At 65.2% G+C, this 21188-nt stretch carries 16 protein-coding genes; 8 read left to right on the top strand and 8 right to left on the bottom strand.

Going from position 1 to position 21188, the window contains the following annotated elements; translation table 11 throughout:
* Positions 1-296 precede the first annotated feature (296 nt).
* Positions 297-944 carry an alpha/beta hydrolase gene (locus tag I6F09_RS03135; RefSeq protein ID WP_035999994.1) on the top strand — a complete coding sequence of 216 codons (648 nt, stop codon included), beginning with the start codon at positions 297-299 and terminating at the stop codon, positions 942-944.
* Positions 945-1008: 64 nt separating this feature from the next.
* Positions 1009-1299, top strand: a complete 291-nt coding sequence (locus I6F09_RS03130) for a DUF1330 domain-containing protein (RefSeq protein ID WP_225125548.1) — start codon at positions 1009-1011, stop codon at positions 1297-1299.
* Between the two features lie 13 nt (positions 1300-1312).
* Here I6F09_RS03130 and I6F09_RS03125 read toward each other — a convergent pair whose 3' ends face one another.
* The 3 genes from I6F09_RS03125 to I6F09_RS03115 all read right to left on the bottom strand — a co-directional run bounded on the left by I6F09_RS03125 (position 1313) and on the right by I6F09_RS03115 (position 3558).
* Entirely contained in the window at positions 1313-1636 is a 324-nt protein-coding gene (locus tag I6F09_RS03125) for a multidrug efflux SMR transporter (RefSeq protein WP_225125549.1), read from the bottom strand.
* A 10-nt stretch (positions 1637-1646) separates the two neighbouring features.
* Positions 1647-2342: a glutathione S-transferase family protein gene (locus tag I6F09_RS03120; RefSeq protein ID WP_225187430.1), complete on the bottom strand. Its 696-nt coding sequence runs from the start codon at positions 2340-2342 to the stop codon at positions 1647-1649.
* 112 nt (positions 2343-2454) lie between these two features.
* Positions 2455-3558 carry an anhydro-N-acetylmuramic acid kinase gene (locus I6F09_RS03115; RefSeq protein ID WP_225187429.1) on the bottom strand — a complete coding sequence of 368 codons (1104 nt, stop codon included), beginning with the start codon at positions 3556-3558 and terminating at the stop codon, positions 2455-2457.
* A 166-nt stretch (positions 3559-3724) separates the two neighbouring features.
* On the opposite strand from I6F09_RS03115, the gene tyrS reads away from it, so the two are divergent.
* From tyrS to I6F09_RS03095, 4 genes are all read left to right on the top strand, one after another.
* Positions 3725-4978 carry a tyrosine--tRNA ligase gene (tyrS, locus tag I6F09_RS03110; protein ID WP_225135994.1) on the top strand — a complete coding sequence of 418 codons (1254 nt, stop codon included), beginning with the start codon at positions 3725-3727 and terminating at the stop codon, positions 4976-4978.
* A gap of 56 nt (positions 4979-5034) precedes the next feature.
* Positions 5035-6318: an MFS transporter gene (locus I6F09_RS03105; protein ID WP_225171219.1), complete on the top strand. Its 1284-nt coding sequence runs from the start codon at positions 5035-5037 to the stop codon at positions 6316-6318.
* Positions 6319-6546: 228 nt separating this feature from the next.
* Entirely contained in the window at positions 6547-6957 is a 411-nt protein-coding gene (locus I6F09_RS03100) for a DoxX family protein (RefSeq protein ID WP_036000011.1), read from the top strand.
* 392 nt (positions 6958-7349) lie between these two features.
* On the top strand, positions 7350-9044 hold the full coding sequence (locus tag I6F09_RS03095) for a methyl-accepting chemotaxis protein (RefSeq protein ID WP_225187428.1): 1695 nt from the start codon (positions 7350-7352) through the stop codon (positions 9042-9044).
* Between the two features lie 157 nt (positions 9045-9201).
* Here I6F09_RS03095 and I6F09_RS03090 read toward each other — a convergent pair whose 3' ends face one another.
* On the bottom strand, positions 9202-13008 hold the full coding sequence (locus tag I6F09_RS03090; protein ID WP_192893222.1) for a DUF3971 domain-containing protein: 3807 nt from the start codon (positions 13006-13008) through the stop codon (positions 9202-9204).
* A 195-nt stretch (positions 13009-13203) separates the two neighbouring features.
* Between I6F09_RS03090 and I6F09_RS03085 the strand changes: the two genes are divergently transcribed.
* The gene (locus tag I6F09_RS03085; protein WP_225187427.1) at positions 13204-13905 is read left to right on the top strand and encodes a peroxiredoxin; all 702 of its coding nucleotides are present in this window, start codon (positions 13204-13206) and stop codon (positions 13903-13905) included.
* Positions 13906-14016: 111 nt separating this feature from the next.
* Complete coding sequence (locus I6F09_RS03080; RefSeq protein WP_192893223.1) at positions 14017-15372, top strand: M23 family metallopeptidase; 1356 nt, start codon at positions 14017-14019, stop codon at positions 15370-15372.
* Here I6F09_RS03080 and I6F09_RS03075 read toward each other — a convergent pair.
* The 4 genes from I6F09_RS03075 to I6F09_RS03060 form a co-directional block, all read right to left on the bottom strand.
* Positions 15359-16336, bottom strand: a complete 978-nt coding sequence (locus I6F09_RS03075) for a DMT family transporter (RefSeq protein WP_225173391.1) — start codon at positions 16334-16336, stop codon at positions 15359-15361. The genes I6F09_RS03080 and I6F09_RS03075 overlap by 14 nt on opposite strands.
* Positions 16337-16470: 134 nt before the next feature.
* A complete protein-coding gene (locus I6F09_RS03070) occupies positions 16471-17454 on the bottom strand; it encodes an NAD(P)-dependent oxidoreductase (protein WP_225187479.1) in 984 nt (327 codons plus the stop codon).
* A protein-coding gene (prfB, locus tag I6F09_RS03065) for a peptide chain release factor 2 (RefSeq protein WP_225187426.1) occupies positions 17355-18486 on the bottom strand; the annotation gives its coding sequence in 2 pieces (ribosomal slippage) (positions 17355-18416 and positions 18418-18486; 1131 coding nt in all). Before prfB ends, I6F09_RS03070 begins: the two co-directional genes overlap by 100 nt.
* 107 nt (positions 18487-18593) lie before the next feature.
* Complete coding sequence (locus I6F09_RS03060) at positions 18594-21095, bottom strand: penicillin-binding protein 1A (RefSeq protein WP_225187425.1); 2502 nt, start codon at positions 21093-21095, stop codon at positions 18594-18596.
* Positions 21096-21188: the final 93 nt, after the last annotated feature.

Below are 21188 nucleotides of genomic sequence, written 5' to 3'. Positions count from 1 at the left end.
CTTGCCGTGCTTCGGTTGATTCAGGCAGGTCCAGGTCGCGGCAGGCAAGCCAGAGATGACAATGCAATGACTGGCTAAGCTCTTGAGCTGATTGAGAGATGTCGAAGAAGCTTGCTTTTTGACCCTGGCCTTGTGTTAGAAGCGCGCGTCAGTTCACCTGCGCGCCACTCGCGCATCATCCGAGGGCGCGCCTCTCCACCCTTCATCCGTGCTCTCGTCGGCGGCAACGCTGCGAGAGCCACAATCGGACGATTGCGCAGGGATCACCTCCAAGGGACTTAGATCAGAGATCATCGATGCCTGAAGTCATTTTCACCGGCCCCGCCGGCCGCCTCGAGGGCCGCTATCACCCGGCCAAGCAGAAGAATGCGCCGATCGCGATGATCCTGCATCCGCATCCGCAGTTCCACGGCACGATGAACCATCAGATCGTGTACCAGTGCTACTACGCCTTCGCCCATCGCGGCTTCTCGGTGCTGCGCTTCAATTTCCGCGGCGTCGGCCGCAGCCAAGGCGCGTTCGACCACGGCACCGGCGAATTGTCCGACGCGGCCGCCGCGCTCGATTGGGCGCAGACCATCAATCCCGAGGCGCGCGCCTGCTGGGTTGCCGGCTTCTCCTTCGGCGCCTGGATCGGCATGCAGCTCTTGATGCGCCGCCCCGAGGTCGAGGGCTTCATCTCGATCGCGCCACCGGCCAACCTCTACGACTTCTCGTTCCTCGCGCCCTGCCCGTCCTCAGGTCTGATCGTGCATGGCGAGAAGGATGCGGTGGTGCCGCCCAAGGACGTCAACACGCTGGTCGAGAAGCTGAAGACCCAGAAAGGCATCGTAATCGATCAGCAGATCATCCCCGGCGCCAACCACTTCTTCGACTCCAAGCTCGAGCCGCTGATGGAAACCATCACGGCCTATCTCGACATGCGCCTCGCCAACGTGCGGTAATATCTTCCGACGTGGATGGGTTCGCGGCATGGCTGCGAACCCATCACCCTGGAGATTGCGAGCGATGAAGGCGTATCTGGTTCTTGATCTCTCGGTGAACGACTACGCCGGATTCAAGACTTACATCGCTGAAGTTCCGGCGTTCATCGCCAAGCACGCAGGGCGATACATCGTCCGCGGCGTCGAGCCGACAACGATTGAGGGCGACTGGGCGCCCGAGCGTCTCGTCATCATCGAATTTGCGGACCGCGAGAAGGCTCAGGCCTTCTTGGATGATCCTGAGATTCAACCCCTGTTCAAACTGCGTCAGGCGACGACGACCAGCAGGCTGCTGCTCGCGGATGGGTGCATCTGATCGCAGCAACTGACTACGCCAGCTTGAGCGCGACGATCCCCATCAAGACGAGCGCGATGCCGGCAAGCTTCATCGCGCTCAAGGTCTCGCCGAACAGCACCACGCCCATCAGGAACGTGCCGGCCGCGCCAATGCCGGTCCACACCGAATAGGCGACGCCGACCTCGAGCACCTTCAAGGCGCGCCCGAGCAGGAATACGAAGGCGGCGAGCAGCACGAGCGAGGCGATGCTCCAGCCGGCGCGCGTGTAGCCTTCGGCATATTTCATGGTGATCGCCCAGCCGACGTCGAGCAGGCCCGCGATCACCAGCATGAGCCAAGCAAGGGATTGTGACATCGGACGGGGCTCACGCCGCGAGCTTGAGCAGATGCGCGTCGTGGCGAATGAGGAAGGCGCGCAACAATTGCGGATAATCCGCCCCGACCGCGCTGCGCACGCTCGGGCGCTTTGCGAGCTCGGCGCGCCAGGCGCGCACCTTCGGCACGTCGTTGAAAATGCCGTGCTCGGTCAGTTCGTCGAACAGATCGAAGTAACGGAAGACAGGTGCGAACACCGCATCGACCAGACTGAACGCCTCGCCGGCGAAGTACGGGCCCGCGCCGAGCGCGGCCTCGACCCGCGCGAATTTTGCCGCGAGTGCCTGGCGCTTGCTCTCGAAGATCGCCGGATCGGTCGTGGTTTCCAAGCCCCAGAGGTCGCCGAGGATCGCCGAGCCGAACTCCATCCAGGCGCGGTGCTCGGCGCGCTTCAGCGCGTCGACCGGATGCAGCTTCGCGCCGCCTTGGGTTTCCTCGATGTATTCGCAAATCACGTTGCTCTCGAACAGCGCGACCTCGCCCTGCTCCGTCGTCACCACCAGCACCGGCACCTTGCCGAGCGGCGAGAGCTTCAAGAACCAGTCCGGCTTGTTGGCGAGATCGATGTCGATCCGCTCGAACGGCACGCCCTTCTCCTTCAGCGCGATCACCGCGCGCTGAACATAGGGACAAAGCTTGTGGCTGATCAGCTTCAGTGAAGCGGGCGTATTAAGCGAAGATGTCATGGCAACGATCCCGGCGGTTAGATGCAATTGCATTCAATATAGATGCATCTGCATTCACTCGTCAAGATCAATGCATTCGCATCAACCGAGCGTGATCCTCAGGCAGTCATCTTCAGGGCCTGGCGATCACCCCGCCGGTCATCGGCATCGGCACGCCCGTGGTCGCGGGATAGGACAGCGGCAGGCCCTTCATGCCGCGGACCGCGAGAAAGCCGAAGGCCTGGGCCTCGATGGCGTCCGAGGCCCAGCCGAGCGTTTCGGCCGCCTCGACCGTGGCCGAGCCCACCCGCTCCCGCAGCATCCGCAGCATGGTGAGGTTGCGGGCACCGCCGCCGCAGACGATCCAGCTGCGCGGCCGCCGCGGCAACAGCGGAATGATGCGGGCGATCGCGGCCGCGGTGAAGGCAGTCAGCGTCGCCGCGCCGTCGGCAGGCAGCACGTCGCCGAGCCGCAGGGCCGCAAAATCGTTGCGGTCGAGCGATTTCGGCGGCGGACTTGCGAAGAACGGCAGCTCCAGCGCCCGCGCGATCCAGGCCTCGTCCACCTTCCCGAGCGCGGCGAACTTGCCTTCGGCATCGAACGCCTGGTTCATGGTGCGGTACATGAAATCATCCAGCAACGCGTTGCCGGGGCCGGTGTCGCAGGCGATCAACGCATCGTTGCCGTCGATATAGGTGATGTTGGAGACGCCGCCGATATTGACCACGACGATTGGGCCTTCGCGCTCCAGCGAATGGGCGAGCGCGCGGTGGTAAACCGGCACGAGCGGGGCGCCCTGCCCGCCAGCCTCGACGTCGGCGGCGCGGAAGTCGTGCATCACGGGAATATGGATGGCCCTTGCGAGCGCCGGCGCGTCGCCGATCTGCACCGTTAGCCGCCTCTCGGGCCGGTGCAGCACGGTCTGGCCGTGGAAGCCGACAATGTCGACGTCCTCCGCCCTCATCCGATTCTGGGCGAGGAAGGCCGCGACCGCTTCGGCATGGGCCTGCGTCACCGCACGCTCGGCATCGCCCAGACTGCCCGGGCGGGCGTCGCGTTGCTGCAGATGCACGGCCTCGCTCAGCGCCTGGCGCAGCAGGTTGCGCTCGGCCGGGCCGTAGGGCCGGTAACCGGACGGTCCGAACGCCTTCACCTGTTTTCCGTCGGTCTCGATCAGCGCGACATCCACCCCGTCCAGCGAGGTGCCGCTCATCAAACCGAGTGCCGTCAACATCATGGACCAGCATCCTCAAGAGACCCGCGCTGGCATGCCGATCTTGTGCCAGAGGGGCACATCTTATAATGCCAACGCGCCAAGTGGCGGGCGGCCAACCGGGTTCCCGCGGAAGACCCTTAAATTGCCCCCAAAACGGTAAACCAAGAATTGTCAGGCACGCCGACAGATGACTGCATTTAAATCGGATTTCCTCAACACCCTGCAGGAACGTGGATTCATCCACCAATGCTCCGATTTCGAGGGGCTGGACGCGCTCGCCGCCAAGGGCGAGGCCACCACCTATGTCGGCTACGATTGCACCGCCCGCTCGCTGCACATCGGCAATTACCTGACCATGATGATGCTGCACTGGCTGCAGCAGTCCGGCAACAAGCCGATTACGCTGATGGGCGGCGGCACCACCATGGTGGGCGATCCCTCCGGCAAAGACGAGACGCGCGCGATGCGCACCATCGCCGAGATCGAGGCCAACAAGGAATCGATCCGCGGCGTGTTCGCCAAGGTGCTGCGCTACGGCGAGGGCAAGAGCGACGCGGTCATGCTCGACAATGCGGAATGGCTGACCAAGCTGAACTGGATCGAGATGCTGCGCGACGTCGGCCGGCACTTCTCGGTCAACCGCATGCTGACCATGGATTCCGTGCGGCTGCGCCTCGAGCGCGAGCAGGAGATGAGCTTCATCGAGTTCAACTACATGGTTTGCCAGGCCTACGACTTCGTCGAGCTGGCCAAGCGCACCGGCTGCCGCCTCCAGATGGGCGGCTCGGACCAGTGGGGCAACATCATCATGGGCGTCGATCTCGGCCGCCGCATGGGCACCCACCAGCTGTTCGCGCTGACGACGCCGCTGCTGACGACCGCCTCGGGCGCCAAGATGGGCAAGACCGCGCAAGGCGCGGTGTGGCTCAACGCCGACCAGTTCAGCCCTTACGACTTCTGGCAATACTGGCGCAACACCGAGGACGCCGACGTCGGCAAGTTCCTGAAACTGTTCACGACACTGCCGATGGCCGAGATCAGAAGGCTCGAGGCGCTCGGCGGCTCGGAGATCAACGAGGCCAAGAAGGTGCTCGCAACCGAAGCGACCGCGCTGCTGCACGGCCGCGACGCCGCGAACGAAGCCGCCGAGACCGCGCGCCGCACCTTCGAGGAAGGCGCGCTTGCCGAGAGCCTGCCGACCGTGGAAATTCCGCGCGGCGAACTCGACGCCGGCCTCGGCGTGCTCAACGCCTTCGTCAAGGCGGGCCTCGTCGGCTCCAACGGCGAAGCGAGGCGCCAGATCAAAGGAGGCGGCCTGCGCGTCAACGACGCGCCCGTCACCGACGAGAAGATGGCGCTGTCGGCAGGCCACCTGACGCCGGAAGGCGTGATCAAGCTGTCCTTTGGCAAGAAGAAGCACGTGCTCATCAGGCCTGCATAGGCGTATGAGCTTTTCACTGCTTGTCAGGGCGCACGGATGCGCGCTCCCTGACGGCAATGAAACAGGACAGGCCCAAGGAAACGAAAGCGGAAACGACAGCGGAAACGGGCAAGGAAAGGGTCGGAGGCGCCCGGCGGGACGCGGTGCGCACCGCACTCGTCGTGCTCGGCCTCTGCTTCACGCTGGCTGTTCTTGGCCGGGGCTTGAGCGAGAGCTTCACGGTCTTCCTCAAGCCGATCTCCGAAAGCCTCGGCTGGGATCGCGCCCAGGCCGTCTCGATCTACTCCCTCACCTGGCTCGTCAGCGGGCTGACCGCACCCTTGGTCGGGCGCCTGTTCGATCATTCCGGGCCACGGCTCGTCTATGCGCTCGGCTTGCTCCTGCTCGGTTCGGCCTTTCTGATCGCGAGCCATGCGCACGCGCTCTGGCAATTCCAGCTCTCGATCGGCATCTGCGTCGGCATCGGCGTTGGCTTCATCGGCAATGTGCCGAACTCGATCCTGCTCGGCCGCTGGTTCGGACCAAAGCTGCCGACCGCCATGGCGGTGGTCTATTCGGCGATGGGCGGCGGCGTGCTGGCCTTGCTGCCGGCATCGCAGCTTCTGATCGATCATCTCGGCTGGCGCGAGACCTATCAGCTGTTCGGCTTTGCAGCGCTCGGGCTGCTGGCGCCGCTGTTGCTGCTGCCCTGGCGCATGTTCGCGGCCGGCTCGCCGCACGTCGCCAAGAAGAGCGATCCTGACTTCGTCGACAGCGGCTGGACGCTTGCGAGCGCGATGCGCCACCACGCATTCTGGGCGCTGTTCTCGACCTTCTTCTTCACCGCGGTCGGCATGTATGCGATCGCGGCGCAGATCGTGGCCTATCTGATCGACGCCGGCTTTCCGCCGCTCCAGGCCGCGACCGCCTGGGGCTTCTCCGGAATCGTGCTGGTGTTCGGCATGCTCGGCGTCTCCGCGCTCGACGGCCTGATCGGACGGCGGCCGTCGGTGCTGCTCAGCTACGCGATCTCGATTCTCGGCATCGTTCTGCTCTGGCTGCTGCAGTACTATCCGAACGTCATTCTGCTCACCGGTTTCGTCGTCTGCTTCGGCAGCATGATGGGCTCCCGCGGGCCGCTGATCAGCGCCACCGCCATGAAGATCTTTCGCGGCAAACGCGTCGGCACCATCTTCGGCACGATCTCGATCGGCAGCGGCCTCGGCTCGGCCTTCGGTTCATGGAGCGGCGGCCTGATCCACGATGCCACGCACGGCTACGATCTCCTGCTCGTCTTCGCACTTGCGAGCGTGATCCTCGGAATGATTCCGTTCCTGGTCGTCCCTGCTTTGCGGGAGTAGGTCTCCCCGACGTAACCTGCACACCCTGGTTTCACCGGAATCCTACGGACGAGCGCGAGGCGAACGTGCAAAAAAGAGGGTCGCGTGCAGCTGGTGGCGGCGCCTTGCGGTGTTTTGTCCGACATGACGAAAATGTCAGCGCTGAATTGATGCTGGTGGCTTGCGAGGCGGAAGCGAATGCGGTCCAAGTCGCAGCATTGGGTCCAGCATTGGATGGAGGGCAAACCAATGGACTTTCCTTATCTCACTCGCTTTCAACCGGTTCTCCTGAGCCTGTTTCGCTTCATCACCGGCCTGCTGCTGTTCCAGTACGGCGTCGCCAAGCTGTTCAAGTTTCCGGCTGTCCCAATGTTCGCCAAGGTCGAGCTGATGTCGCTTTACGGCGCCGCCGGTGCGCTCGAACTGGTGCTTGGCGGGCTGCTCATGATCGGCCTGTTCTCGCGCCTCGCAGCCTTCATCTTGTCCGGTGAAATGGCTTTCGCCTACTTCATGGGCCACATGTTCAGGGGCGAGACGCCGATCTTCCTGCCGCTGCTGAACAACGGCACCCTGGCGATCCTGTTCTGCTTCGCCTGCCTGTATCTCTCGGCGGCGGGCGGAGGCCCGGTCAGCGTCGACGCAGCGATGGGCAAGAAATAGCCGCCGGACCGGCGGGCGCATCCGCGCCCCGCTGAAGCACATCTCATCCGCTAAGCACGAGGATGGCGCCGGCAGATCTCCGGTGCCGTCTCAGCGCGTCCCCAGCACATTCCAGATCAGAACGAGGGCCGCGACGAGCAGCAGAGACATGATGATGCGATGAACGAATCGATTCATTGCAGGTCCGTCCAGACGGTCTAGCTGCCAAAACCCAAGATCGATTCCCTTCCCCAGACGGGCTGGAGTCCGTCTGCACGGCGATTTGCCTGCACCATTGCGCCCGCGCCTGCGCACGTTGTCCGCGCGGCAGGCCGCCGCATGCCTCCATTCATGATTGGTAAGAACTTCATGCTACCGGTGCGAGCAATAACAACCATTCCGTAGGGGCTGTGATGAAACTGCTGAGTCATTTGAAGATCCGCACCAAGCTTGCCAGCATGGTCTGCCTCGCGGCTCTCACGATCACAGCCATCATCGGCGTATCGGCCGTGCTCAGCAAGAGCCGGATGATGGAGGACCGCGTCGAGCAGATGCGGACCGCCGTCGAACTCCTCTACAACTATGCCCAAGCGCTCCAGGACGAAGTGACGGCCGGCAAGCTGACGCCGGCCGAGGCCAAGAGCCTGTTCCACCAGCGCGGCCGCCGCATGAACTTCAACGGCAACCAGGGCTATCCGGTGGTTTACAATCCGGACGGCTCCCTGGTCGTGAACGGCGCCAACCAGCAGCTCGAAGGCAAGATCACCGGCGCCAAGGATTCAAACGGCGTGCTGATTGCCGACGCCATCATCAAGGCCGGCAGCGAGACTGCGCAGGGCGGCGTCACCTCCTATCTCTACCCCCGTCCCGGCCAGACCGAGCCGGTCCGCAAGACCGTGTTCGCGCGCAAATTCGCGCCCTGGAACGTCATCATCAGCTACGGCCTCTATGTCGACGACATCGACGCCGATGTGCGCGCCTTGACGATGGAGCTTGGCGCCATCGGCATCGGCCTGATGCTGCTGATGGCGGCGCTGTCCTGGCTGATCGCCCGCGACGTGCTCGGCGCGCTCGACCGTCAGAAGAACCGCATGCAGGCGATTTCCGAAGGCGCCATCGACAAGCCGGTCGAGGAGACCGACCGCGGCGACGAGATCGGCCGCATGGCCGAGACGCTCGAAATCCTCAGGCAGACCGCGCTCACGGCCCGCACGCTGGAGGCCGAGCAGGTCGCGGCCAAGGCCCGCAGCGAGCAGGAGAAGCGCGAGGCCCTGATCGCCCTTGCCGACCGCTTCGATGCCTCCGTCGGCCAGCTCGTCGGCCTGATGGCCTCCGGCTCCGGTGAATTGGAGACCACGGCCAAGTCGATGTCGTCGACCGCCGAAGGCACCAATCGCCGCGCCGCCGTGGTCGGCTCGGCCGCCAATGAGGCCAGCCAGCGCGTCCAGACCGTCGCCTCCGCCGCCGAGGAGCTCTCCTCCTCCATCACCGAGATCAGCCGCCAGGTCGCGCAATCGGCCGAGGTCACCGGACGTGCGGTGGACAGCGCCCGCCGCACCGACACCATCGTGCGCGCACTCTCGGACGGCGCCCAGCAGATCGAGCATGTCGCCGAGCTGATCTCCAACATCGCGGCGCAGACCAACCTGCTCGCGCTCAACGCCACCATCGAGGCCGCCCGCGCCGGCGAAGCCGGCCGCGGCTTTGCCGTGGTCGCTTCCGAGGTGAAGTCGCTGGCGAGCCAGACCGCGGAAGCCACCCGCGAGATCGGCGACAAGATCGCTCAGATCCAGGGCGCCACCAAGGAAGCTGTCGATGCGATCGGCGGCATCACCGCCACCATCGAGGAGGTCAGCCGCATCGCCACCTCGATCGGCGCGGCCATCGAGGAGCAAGGCGCCGCCACCGCCGAGATCGCCCGCAGCGTCTCGCAGACCGCGGAGGCGACCAAGGAGGTCACCACCAATATCGGCGGCGTCTCCACCGCAGCCAACGAGACCGGCAACGCTGCCGGCATGGTGCTCGCAGCAGCCAGCAACCTCTCCAAGCAGGCCGAGCAGCTCTCCGGCGAAGTCGGAACATTCCTGAAGGGCGTGCGCGCGGCCTGACGCCCCGCTCCAGCCTCAAAACGTTTGGCGCGAAAGCATCGCCACATTCGTCATGGCCGGGCTTGTCCCGGCCATCCACGTTTTTGGCCGCGCCGCACGAAGAACGTGGATGCCCGGGACAAGCCCGGGCATGACGTGCACCTGGAAATGTGCGTGGCTACCGCCGCGCGAGGGTGCAACCGCTCGACAGCTGGCGCGTCGATCCGGTCGAGCCATCGTTCGAATGCGATGGGAATTCCTCGAATGGCGAGTTCTGCTTGCCGGTGTTGAACTCGAAGATCTTGCGGAACAGGCCCGGCGCCATCGCCGAGATCGGATTGACGCGCATCACGGGCGCGGCTGGCGTGCCGACGACCTCGTAGGTCACGCCGATCAGCCCCTCATTGTTGCCGCCACCGAGGAAGATGCCGAACAGCGGGATCTGGCCGAAGATGTTGTTGACGCCGTACATCGGCACGAAGGTGCCGCTCATGCAGACCTGGTTGCCGGGATAGTCGATCGAGCCCTCGATGGTGGCACCGATCATCGGCCCCTTGACCACGCCGTCACGGACCGTGAGCGCACCGTTCTGCCGCGTGAACTCGGCGCGAAGTGCGCTGAAGGAGACGCCATTCCCGGTCCCGTTCGGCGCGCCGGCGGCAACGCGTTCGAGCTGCGCCTCGCCCTTCACGGTGAAGTCGCGGACATTGATCAGGCCCTCGCGCGCGGCGTTCGGCTCGGAAGACGGCGGCTCCATCGCCACCACCATCTGGCCGCCGACCGCCTTGGTGTAGGTGTCGGTGAAGCGCAGCAGCGCGCCGGCGTCGTTGGTCTGCAGGTAGATCACCTCGCGGTTGCCCTGGGCACGGCCGCCGCGCAGGTCGGCAGCGACAGGCGTGTCACGGCCGATCTTGCCGCTCAGCGTGAACGCCTTGATAGCCCCATTGCGCTTCGACATCTTGGCATCGAGGCTGCGCATGGCCTCGCCGTTGAAGCCGGCGACGGCACCGAGCTTCACGTCGATGTCGAAATCGACGTTCTTCAGCTTGTTCTTGTCGTCCTTGGAATTGCCTGAGATCGCCGACTTCAGGAAGCCGCGGCCGTCGAACACGTCGCCACGCATGGTGCCGCGCAGCACCCCGTCCTGGCTGCGCTCCACCCTGAGCGAGGCCTTGTCGCCGTCGGACGGCGCGTAGGTCGGGAAGTTCGCGTTCACGAGATCGCTGTTCGCGTCGAGCTCGAGCGAGCCCTTGATCGAGGCGCCGCCGCCTTCGATGACGATGTCCTCGAAACGCGTCGATTGCGCCGTCGGCACGACCTTGAAGCTGGCCTTGCCGGACTTGCCCGGCAGCTTGACCCAGCCAGGCAGGATGTTGTCGAGCCTGACCGCGGTCAGGTCGGCCTCGACGCCGAGCTTCGTCGTCTGATCCGCGCCGCTCGCGATCTTGCCCGACAGCTTGATCGGCAACGATCCGATGACGGCGGGGCTGAGATCGAAGCCGAGCCGCGCGCGGCTGGCATCGTCCAGCGTCGCCTGCAGCCTGACATCCGCGTCGCCCTCAGCCGGCTTGCGATAATCGAGCGAGGCCGCCTGGCCGTTGATCTTGACGTCGCCCTTGACCTGATAGCCCTGGTTGTTGGCTGATATCTTGAGGTTGTTGGCTTCCAGCTTCTGGTTCATCACCAGCTTGTCGGCGGCAAAACCGTTGAGATCGGCGGTGACGGCGTAGGTGGTGTCGGCCTTGGTCAGCTCGCCCTTGACCGGCATGCCGAGCTGGATGTTCGCCGAGAACGTTCCCTTGCTGGTGTTGGGATCGACGACGGTCGCCGACAGGTCGCTCAGCCGATCATTGGCGAGCATTTCAGCGGCCGCGGGCACCGGCCCTTCCACACGGAACCTGCTCCGCGACGGCGACGGCTTGGGCGCCATGTCGGGCACCTCGAACACGAAATCGGAGATCGTGACCTTGCGGCCCGCGGGGGTATCGGCAATGCCCTGCCCGATGTTGACGGTCGCGGTGCGACCGGTCACGCGCGCCTTCAGATCGGCATCGCGCACCACCGGCATGCCGTCCACGGGCCGGACCGCAACGCCGCTCGCCACGATGTTGACCGACAGGCCGTCGTCCGGAATGGGCGGACCCTTGCGCGGCAGGTTCCTGGTCGGCGAGTTGACGCCGATCTCGATGCGCTGGAGCGTGCCGCGCTCGATCCGTTCTATCACCCATTCACGCAATTCGGGGACGATCAGCGTCGGCCACATCCGCTTCAAGGCGGAGGCCGACATCGGCGTGCCCGCAAAACCGAGGGTGAGCCGCGGCTCGCCCGAATAGTCGAGGGCGCCGGTGCCGGCGACGCCGATCTCGCCGTTGGAGACGTCGGCCTGTGTCAGCAGGATGCGCTTGTGGTCGGCGTCGAAGCGGAAGCCGATCGCGATGCGGTTGAAGACGAGCGGCGGCTCGTTGTCGATGCCGCCGAGCAGGATCGAACCGCCGCTGAAGCCGAGCTGCCAGTCGTTGATGTTGCCGTTGGGTGGCTCGAGATGGGCCAGCAGCGTCAGGCGGTTCGCGCCGGAGAGAACCTTGAACGGCGCGACCAGCACCCGCCGGTTCGCATCCCACTCGACGTTGATCTCGGCTGAGTCGATTGCCATCGGGTAGTCGGGCGTGTCGGTATCGATGATGTTGCCGGCGCCGGCCGCGATCTTGCCGCGGAAGAAGGTCGGCACGCCGTCGCGGCCGAGCTCGCCCTTGAGCTCGCCCGTCAGCGGCAGGTCGGCGGTGTAGGTGAGGTCCTTCACCCGCAGCGCCAGCAGGATGTTGGAGGTCGAGACCTTGTCGGCCTTGATGTCGACCGAGCGCACGCCGTTCTCGGCCGGTCCGATCGTGGCGCGCAGCAGCCACGGACGCGCGCCCTGCTCGCCGAGGCTGAGCGCGACGCCGCCGCGGCTCGGCCGCCTCAGGCTGAGCGTGATGTTCTCGAACGACCATTTGCTGCCGCGCTGCTGATCGTCGACGATCAGGACGCCGTTTTTCAGACCGATCTCGTTGAGGTTCTGACCGTCGAGGCCCGTCATGCTCAGGCTGTCGAGCCAGTCGAGGCCCTGAAGGATGCCGCTCTGCGCGGTCGCCTGCGGTGCGGCCTGCGATGCGTCCGGGCTCGCAGGCGCGGTCGCGAATGGCGGCGGGGGAACACCGCTGCGCGGGAATGTCGGCGGCAGGCCCGCGTCCTTCTTGGACGCGACACCGGTCGCCAGCGGCTTTGCGGTGTCGCCGGCGGACACGGTGACGGTGCCGTCGGGCGCAATGCGGATGGCGAGCTCGGCATCGACCAGGTTGAGACTCTCGGCTCGCAGGTGCCCCATCAGGAGGGCCGCACCCGACAGCCTCACCTCGGCCTTCGGCGCGCTGGCGACGACGGCGTGATCGCGGTCGCGAACGATGATGTCTCGGATGCGGACGGCGACGCGGACCCGGCCGGCCCGCTCGATCTGAGTGCCGCCGACCTCAACGGTGTTGCCGTGGCCGATATTGTCCTCGATCGCGGCTGCGAGCCACGGCGTTGCGATGTCCAGACTGATGGGACCGGCACCGAGCCGCCACCACAGCGCACCGAAACAGCCGATGAAAATGACGATGACGGTGGCGACGGCCACCGCCAGGCGCTTCAGCCAGCGTCCCCCACCCGTCCAGCGGCGCAGCGCGCCAAATCCACCACCGAAGCGAAGAAAGCCCGAACCGGAACGCGCCAGCAACCGGCGTGCGCGATTGCGCGCAGCCGCTTCCTGATCCGGATCCCAGTCGGCGTCGTCCCATTCCTGCGGCTCGAGTTGGCCGCCGCGCCGATCAAAATCCCGGTTGTAGTCCTGGGGCGACGTATTCCTTGCCATTGCCTCTCGATACAGGCGCCCGTCATAGGACTGAGCGCCGCCGGGACCGCAGCCGTTCGCGGGAAGTGATGCTCCCTGCGCCGGCACTGCCGCCATACCTCGAATATTCCTGCTGTTCGTCATTTCGCCCCGGGAGCGCGTTCAACGAGCAGTGGGGTGGTGCGTGGAATTCCTTGTAACCATACTCCGGCGTCGCCAGACTTGCCCAGCCGAGGGCACGATTCCGGCTCGCCGGACAAGAGCTGCAATACCGCTTCGGTTGACCTGCCGAAAGCGTCGAAAGGAAGGCGTATGTCCAAGAAATCCCGAAAGAAATCGTCCAAAACGCCCTCCGGCAGTCCGACCGCTGAAAAGAAGTCCGCAAAAACGCGGGCATCGACTCAAACAAGATCCGCGAAAACGCAGCGCACACCGGCACGCAAATCAGCTGCGACCGTAGCAAAAGCAGGATCACATAAGGCCGCATCGAAACAGTTAAAATCCTCCAAATCCGCCTCCTCTCCGGCTGCCGCCAAGTCGGACTTGAAGTCCGGCTTGGCCGAGGGCCAAAAGGCCCCGGCCTTCCGCCTGCCGCGCGATGGCGGCGACGTGGTCACGCTCGCCGACTACGCCGGCCGAAAGCTCGTCCTGTTCTTCTACCCCCGCGCCGACACCCCCGGCTGCACGCGGGAGGCGATCGACTTCACGCGCCTGGCGGGCGCCTTCGCGGCCGCCGGCACCGCCGTGCTCGGCATCTCCGCCGATCCGTTAAGGGCCCAGGAGAAGTTTCGCGACAAGCACAAGCTCGGCGTCCCCCTCATCTCGGACGAGACGCATGAGATGCTGGAGGCTTATGGGGCCTGGGGCGAAAAGTCCATGTATGGCAAGAGCTTCCTTGGGATCCTTCGCACCACGGTGCTGGTCGGGACTGACGGTAAAGTCGCGCGGATCTGGCGCAATGTCCGGGTCGATGGCCATGCCGACGAAGTGCTGGAGGCGGCAAGGAGCCTTTAACCAATCCTTTAAATTCGCGCGTTCCCATTTGCGGAAAATTAACCATGAGCGGCCCAGATTGCGGCGGCAATTGAGCCGCAAGGAACCCATCCGACCGGCGCGGGAGTGCCGATGTCGAAAAGTTCTGCCCAATACTCGCAGTACCCCCAACATCATCCTCACGATCACGGACGGGCCTTCCGGCGCCCTCTGGGTGCCCCGGCGGCGGTAACCGCGATTCCCCTGCCCGCCACCGACGATGCCTACACCATCGTGCATGCCGGCAAGCAGGTCCGCTTCGGACCCGTGGTGTTCTGGATCGTGGTCGGCACCGTGGTGCTGCTCGGGCTGTGGTCGGCCGCCACCGCCACCTATTTCGCGTTCCGTGACGACGTCCTGACCCGGCTGATCGCCCGCCAGGCCGAGATGCAATACGCCTATGAGGACCGCATCGCCGAGCTGCGCGCCAAGATCGATCGCACCACCAGCCGTCAATTGCTCGACCAGGAGCAGTTCGACCAAAAGCTCGACCAGATCATGAAGCGCCAGACGGCGCTCGAGTCCCGGGCCACGGCGCTCGGCGCCATGCCCGACGTGACCGGCTCGATTCCCCGCGCCGCTCCGCAGCGCAGCGATGCAAGCCCGACCACGCCAAAACCGTCGCCCATCAGCGACACCGTGATCTTCGTGGCGCCACCGGATCGCGAAGCGCGCCTCGAATCGCGCGCGCCGAGCGTTGCGGCAACGCCGACCAGCCAGTTCGCCAAGAACCGCGGTTTCGACAACGTGCTGGTCCGGCTCACGACCTCGCTTGATCAGGTCGAGCGGCGCCAGATGGCGACGCTCAACGCGGTCGAGGAAAGCATGGATTCGCGCATGCGCCGGATGCGCAGCGTGGTCAGCGACCTCGGCCTGAACCTTGCCCATCTCGAAGCCGCCGTGCCGCGCAGTGCGATGGGCGGACCGTTCGTCCCGGTCAAGCTGACGGCGAATGCCGGACCGTTCGAGAAGCAGCTCCACCGCATCCACACCACGCGCGCCGAGATGGACCGTCTCAACCGCACGCTGGCGTTGGTGCCGTATCGCAAGCCCGTCATTGGCGAGGTCGAGTTCACCTCGGGCTTTGGCGTGCGCAGCGATCCTTTCCTGGGTCGGCCCGCGATGCACACCGGCCTTGATTTCCGCGCCGCCAGCGGTGATCCCGTCCGCGTCACCGCCTACGGCAAGGTGGTTTCCGCCGGATGGTCCGGCGGCTACGGCCGCATGGTCGAGGTCGACCACGGCAACGGGCTTTCGACCCGCTACGGCCATCTCTCCGAGATCAACGTCAGGGTCGGCGAAGTCGTGAAGATCGGCCAGGTCATCGGCCTCGTCGGCTCGACCGGCCGCTCCACCGGTCCGCACCTGCATTATGAGACCCGCATCGAAGGTGAAGCGGTCGATCCACAGAAATTCCTGCGCGCCGGCGTGCGGCTCAGCGCGGGTTAGGCCCGCGCTTTTCAGTTTCGCAGCGCAGAGCTTCCCGAGAGCCAGAGATGGCGGCCGAGAGCTTGCGCAGTAAGCTGAATGCACGCCCATCAATCACCAGCAGCGCGCTGGCGATGACGATCGAGCCGGCGATCTCGCGGCCGGAGATCGGCTCATCCAGCACCAGCCAGCCCAGCAGGATGGCGGTGACGGGAATGAGCAGCGTCACCAGCATCACGTTGCTCGCACCCGAGCGCCGCACGATCTGGAAGAAGACGATGTAGGCGAGCGCCGTCGACAGCGCGGCGAGGCCGAGCACGGCGAGCCAGGTCGTGAGGCTCGGCATCGGTAACTGCCAAGGCTGCTCCACGACGCCGGCGACGACCGCTATCATCACCGTTGATGACATCAATTGAAACGTCGCCGTCCCCAGCGGCGCTGCGTCCTTCAGCAAGCGCCGCGCAGCCAGCGCCGCAAAGCCGTAGCTCAGTGCCCCGCCGAGGCAGAGCAGAATGCCGAGCCCCTGTCCCGGCCTGGTCTCGAAGCCCCATCCGCGCAGCAGGATCACGCCGACAAAGCCCAACGCCACCCCGGCCAGGCGGCGCATCTGCAAGGCCTCCTGGCCCGCTGCAATCATCACGGCCACCGTGAACATCGGCGTGGTCGCGTTCAGGATCGAGGCCAGCCCACTCGGAATGAAAGTTTGGCCGATCGCGATCAGCGAAAACGGGACGACGTTGTTGAGCAGCCCGATCGCAATGAACGGCGCCCAGCCCGTCCAGCTCCTGGGAAAGCCGATGCCATGTGCGCGCAGCAGCGGCAGCAGCATTGCAGCGCCGAGCGCGACGCGCAAAAACACCAGTGTGAGCGGCGGCAATTCCCGCAAGGCTGCGCCGTTGAAGAAGAACGAGCCGCCCCAGAGGATCGAGAGCAGAGCGAGCAACGACCAGTCGCGTGCATCGATCCGGTGGTCATTGTCGGGCATGGGGTCTTACCTCAGCCCCATGGCCTAGAACGGTGCGATCAATGTCGCCACCCGATTTCTGACGAGGTCCCGGTTTACAAACCGATGCTCGGCGCGAATGGAGTGACTGAGGGGCACCGGTTAGCGCGGTTTGACTAGGATGGCTTCTTCGGCCGCGACACCAGCTCGATCATCCTGCCTTCATCATCGTCCGGCATCACCGCTTTCGCCTGCGCGTACGCCTCGACCGCGGCGCGCGCGACCAGCGGCTTGCCCGCGAGCAGGCTCTCGGCGAGCTTCACGGCGTAGGCGGCATCCTTGTGCCGCAGCGCTGCGGTGAAGGTCGCGCCGCTGAAATCGCGGGCGACCATGCGCTTGGAGTGACGCGCTACCTGCGGGCTTGCCGCGACGCCTGCCTGGATCGATTCCAGCACCAGGTTCATGTCGAGCCCGGCCTGCTCGGCAATCGCAAGGCCCTCGGCGAGGCCGGCGATCTGGATCGCGCCCATGAGATTGTTGATCAGCTTGTAGACCGTGCCGGAGCCGACCGCGCCGAAATGGCGGATGGTCGAGCCGATCGGCGTCAGATAGGGCCGCGCGCGCTCGAGATCGGCCGCGTCGGCGCCAACCAAGAGCGTCAACTTCCCGGCCGCCGCCGCGTCCGGCAATCCCGTCACCGGGCAGTCGATATAGATCAGCCCGCGCGCGTTGAGCTCGCGGCCCATCTCACGGGAATGGTCATAGGAGACGGTGGAGCATTCGATCGCAATGGTGCCGGCCTTCGCCGTCTTGGCGGCGCCGTCAGGCCCGAGCCAGACCGCGCGCGAGGCCTCGTCGTCGGCGACCATGGTCACGACCGCGTCGGCATCGATCGCGGCATCCTCCGGCGAGGTCGCCCAAATCGCGCCGCGCGCGATCAGGTCCTCGGCCTTTGCCTTGCTGCGATTCCAGATCGTTACCGTGAAGCCGGCATCGAGATAGCGGCCGGCCATGCCATGGCCCATCCGCCCAAGCCCGATGAAGGCGATTCGGGACATGGCTAGTCCACGTCCTCGACGTCGCCGGCGGTGGTGCCGAAGGCGCGCTGCGCCAGCGTCGCCGCCATGAACTCGTCGAGCTCGCCATTGAGCACGCCCGATGTGTCGGAAGTCTGCACGCCTGTGCGCAAATCCTTCACCATCTGATAGGGCTGCAGCACGTAGGAGCGGATCTGGTGGCCCCAGCCGATGTCGGTCTTGGCAGCCTGGTCGGCAGCGGCCTTCTCCTCGCGCTTCTTCAGTTCGATCTCGTAGAGACGCGCGCGCAGCATGTCCCAGGCCTGCGCCCGGTTCTTGTGCTGGGAGCGGCCGGCCTGGCAGACCACGGCGACGCCGGTCGGGATATGCGTCAGGCGCACCGCGGACTCGGTCTTGTTGACGTGCTGGCCGCCGGCACCGCCCGATCGCATCGTGTCGACGCGGACGTCGGATTCCTTGATGTCGATCTTGATGCTGTCGTCGATGACGGGGAACACCTGCACGCTCGAGAACGAGGTGTGCCGCCGCGCGTTGGAATCGAATGGCGAGATGCGCACCAGCCGATGCACGCCGGCTTCAGTCTTCAGCCAGCCGTAGGCGTTGTGACCGGAGACCTGGATGGTCGCCGACTTGATGCCGGCCTCTTCGCCCTCGGACTCTTCGAGATACTCGACCTTGAAGCCGTGGGTTTCGGCCCAGCGCGTGTACATGCGCAGGAGCATCTGCGCCCAGTCCTGGCTCTCGGTGCCGCCGGCGCCGGCATGGACTTCGAGATAGGAATCGAAGCGGTCGGCTTCGCCCGAGAGCAGTGCCTCGAGCTCGCGCCGCGCCACTTCCTTCTTGAGGTTCTTCAGCGCAGCTTCGGCTTCGGCGACGACGCCGTCATCGCCCTCGGCCTCGCCGAGCTCGATCATGCCGATGTCGTCTTCGAGCTCCTGCTCGACCTTGCCGATGCCTGAGAGCGCATCCTCAAGCGAGGTGCGCTCCTGCATCAGCTTCTGGGCTTTCTGAGGGTCGTTCCAGAGATTGGGATCTTCTGCGAGCTTGTTCAGCTCAGCGAGGCGCGCCGTCGATTTCTCGACGTCAAAGATGCCTCCTCAGCAGCCCGACTGACTGCTTGATCTCTTCTAACAACCGTTCGATTTCGGCGCGCATGTTGTTCTCTGTCTTGCGGAATCCCGCGTGCAGTTCGAGAGGGGATGTAGCGGCGGCGGCCGCAAAGCGCAACCGCCCAAACCGTGATCGCCGGCCTTATCCGCGGCCTACCACAACCCGCCAGTGCCCGGCCGGAAGAGGAAGCCGGAATCCGGCTGCTGCTGCTGCACCGGCATGCCGCGCCCCTCGGCGTCGGCAACGCCGATGACCGAATAATTGTCCGGCGGCGCCGTGCCGGGCTTGAAGGCTTCGAGGATGGTTCCGCCGGTCTCGCCGGGGCCGGCGCGCATGCCGGTCTTGGCGACGACGCGAACGAGCTTGATGCCGGCGGGCACCTTGAACGGGACCGCGGGCTTGTCGGCGAGCGCGAGCTTGAGGAAGTCACGCACGATCGGAGCGGCGAGATGACCGCCGGTCGCGGCATTGCCCTTACCGAGCGGACGAGGCTTGTCGTAGCCCATGTAAACTGCGACTGCGATGTCCGGCGAGAAGCCGACGAACCAGGCGTCCTTGGCCTCGTTGGTGGTGCCGGTCTTGCCGGCGACGGGCTTGCCGACCTCCTTGATCACCGTGGCCGTACCGGACTGCACCACACCCTCCATCAGCTCGGTGATCTGATAGGCGGTCATGGAATCCAGCACCTGCTCGCGGCGGTCGATCAGCTGCGGCTCGGGCTGGTTCTTCCAGCCGCCCGGCGCGTCGCAGCCGCGGCATTCGCGCTGGTCGTGCTTGAAGATGGTGCGGCCGTAACGGTCCTGGATGCGGTCGATCAGCGTCGGCTTCACGCGGCGGCCGCCATTGGCGAGCATCGAGTACGCCGTGACCATGCGCATCGCCGTGGTCTCGCCGGCGCCGAGCGCGTAGGAGAGATAGTTCGGCAGTTCGTCATAGACGCCGAAGCGGCGGGAATATTCGCCGATCAGGGGCATGCCGATGTCCTGCGCGAGGCGCACCGTCACGGTGTTGAGCGATTGCCGCAGCGCATTGCGCAGCGTCACCGGTCCCTGGAACTTGCCCGAGGAGAAGTTTTCAGGCCGCCACACGCCGGCGCCCTGCCCCTGGTCGATCTCGATGGGCGCGTCGAGCACGACGGTCGAGGGCGTGTAGCCGTTGTCGAGCGCGGCCGAATAGACGATCGGCTTGAACGACGAACCGGGCTGCCGGTAGGCCTGCGTGGCGCGATTGAACTGGCTCTGGTCGAACGAGAAACCGCCGACCATCGCGAGCACGCGGCCGGTCCAGGGATCCATCGCCACCATCGCGCCGGACACTTCCGGAATCTGGCGAAGCCGGTACTGGCCCTCGACGGGGTGGCCGTCCTTATAGAGGGGATCGGCATAGATGACGTCGCCGGGCTGGAGCACCTGCGACACCGCTGTCGGCGTCTTGCCTCTCGTGCCGCCCTGCAGCGCCCGCGCCCAGCGCACGCCGTCGACCGTGACGATGCCGGTCTCGCGCTGCTTGCTCACCGCGCCGCCGAGCTCGCGGCCAGGCTGAAAGCCGATCCGTGCCGACTGATCGCTGGTCTCCAACACCACCGCCATGCGCCAAGGCGAGATGTCGGACAGCGACTTGATCTCGGCGAGCTTCACGCCCCAGTCGCCCGAAATGTCGAGCTTGCTGATGGCGCCGCGATAGCCCTGCTGCTCGTCATAGTTCACGAGGCCGGCGACCATGGCCTTGCGCGCCATGACCTGAATCTTCGGATCGAGCGTGGTGCGAACCGACAGGCCACCCTCGTAGAGCTTCTTCTCGCCGTAGCGCTCGAAAATGTCGCGGCGGACTTCCTCGGCGAAATATTCGCCGGCAAAGGTGTGGGCGCCGTTGGAACGGCTGGTGACGGCGAGCGGCTCCTTGCGCGACTTGTCGGCGTCGGCCTGCTTGATCCAGCCGTTTTCCACGAGACGGTCGATCACGTAATTGCGGCGCTCGATGGCGCGGTCGCGGTTGCGGACCGGATGCAGCGTCGCCGGCATCTTCGGCAGCGCCGCCAGATAGGACGCTTCCGCCACTGTCAGCTCGTTCACCGACTTGTCGAAATAGACCAGCGAGGCCGCAGCGATGCCGTAGGCGCCGAGGCCGAGATAGATCTCGTTGAGATACAGTTCGAGGATTTTGTCCTTCGAATAGGTCTTCTCGATGCGCATCGCCAGCAAGGCTTCCTTGATCTTGCGTGAGAAGGAGACCTCGTTGGTGAGCAGGAAGTTCTTGGCGACCTGCTGCGTGATCGTGGACGCACCCTGCGGACGGCGGTTGGAGCCGTAGTTCTGCAGATAGAGCAGGCCTGCGCGAGCCATGCCGGTGTAGTCGATGCCGCCATGCTCGTAGAAATTCTTGTCCTCGGCCGCGAGGAAGGCGTTGATCACGAGCTTCGGCACCGCCTGGATCGGCAGATACAGCCGCCGCTCCTTGGCGTATTCGCCGACCAGCGAACCGTCGACCGCGTGCACACGCGTCATCACCGGCGGCTCGTAATCCTGAAGCTGAGAGTAGTCCGGCAAGTCCTTGGAGAAATGCCAGATCAGGCCTGCCACGGCCCCGACGCCAACAAGGAACACCACTGTTCCCGCGGCGAACAGGAAGCCCATGAACCGCACCAGCAAGCGCATTATCTGTTTATCCGTTCAAACTCTGGATCAGCCCAGTATCAGCCCTTTGGCACACAAAACGGTACCAACCTCACGCCGCGAATTCACCGGCTT

It is taken from the genome of Bradyrhizobium sp. IC3195 (assembly GCF_020193585.1).
Classification (GTDB): domain Bacteria; phylum Pseudomonadota; class Alphaproteobacteria; order Rhizobiales; family Xanthobacteraceae; genus Bradyrhizobium; species Bradyrhizobium yuanmingense.
Note: the sequence above shows the minus strand (reverse complement) of the source record. Positions and strands in the feature narration are given on the sequence as shown.

Bases quoted from the DNA above. Each gene is read 5' to 3' on its own strand.
- I6F09_RS03115 (WP_225187429.1), bottom strand. From the start codon at position 3,558: ATGATGTTGACGGCACTCGGTTTGATGAGCGGCACCTCGCTGGACGGG.
- tyrS (WP_225135994.1), top strand. From the start codon at position 3,725: ATGACTGCATTTAAATCGGATTTCCTCAACACCCTGCAGGAACGTGGA.
- I6F09_RS03105 (WP_225171219.1), top strand. From the start codon at position 5,035: ATGAAACAGGACAGGCCCAAGGAAACGAAAGCGGAAACGACAGCGGAA.
- I6F09_RS03120 (WP_225187430.1), bottom strand. From the start codon at position 2,342: ATGACATCTTCGCTTAATACGCCCGCTTCACTGAAGCTGATCAGCCAC.
- I6F09_RS03135 (WP_035999994.1), top strand. From the start codon at position 297: ATGCCTGAAGTCATTTTCACCGGCCCCGCCGGCCGCCTCGAGGGCCGC.
- I6F09_RS03100 (WP_036000011.1), top strand. From the start codon at position 6,547: ATGGACTTTCCTTATCTCACTCGCTTTCAACCGGTTCTCCTGAGCCTG.
- I6F09_RS03080 (WP_192893223.1), top strand. From the start codon at position 14,017: ATGTCGAAAAGTTCTGCCCAATACTCGCAGTACCCCCAACATCATCCT.
- I6F09_RS03060 (WP_225187425.1), bottom strand. From the start codon at position 21,095: ATGCGCTTGCTGGTGCGGTTCATGGGCTTCCTGTTCGCCGCGGGAACA.
- I6F09_RS03090 (WP_192893222.1), bottom strand. From the start codon at position 13,008: ATGGCGGCAGTGCCGGCGCAGGGAGCATCACTTCCCGCGAACGGCTGC.
- I6F09_RS03075 (WP_225173391.1), bottom strand. From the start codon at position 16,336: ATGCCCGACAATGACCACCGGATCGATGCACGCGACTGGTCGTTGCTC.
- I6F09_RS03125 (WP_225125549.1), bottom strand. From the start codon at position 1,636: ATGTCACAATCCCTTGCTTGGCTCATGCTGGTGATCGCGGGCCTGCTC.
- I6F09_RS03085 (WP_225187427.1), top strand. From the start codon at position 13,204: ATGTCCAAGAAATCCCGAAAGAAATCGTCCAAAACGCCCTCCGGCAGT.
- I6F09_RS03095 (WP_225187428.1), top strand. From the start codon at position 7,350: ATGAAACTGCTGAGTCATTTGAAGATCCGCACCAAGCTTGCCAGCATG.
- I6F09_RS03130 (WP_225125548.1), top strand. From the start codon at position 1,009: ATGAAGGCGTATCTGGTTCTTGATCTCTCGGTGAACGACTACGCCGGA.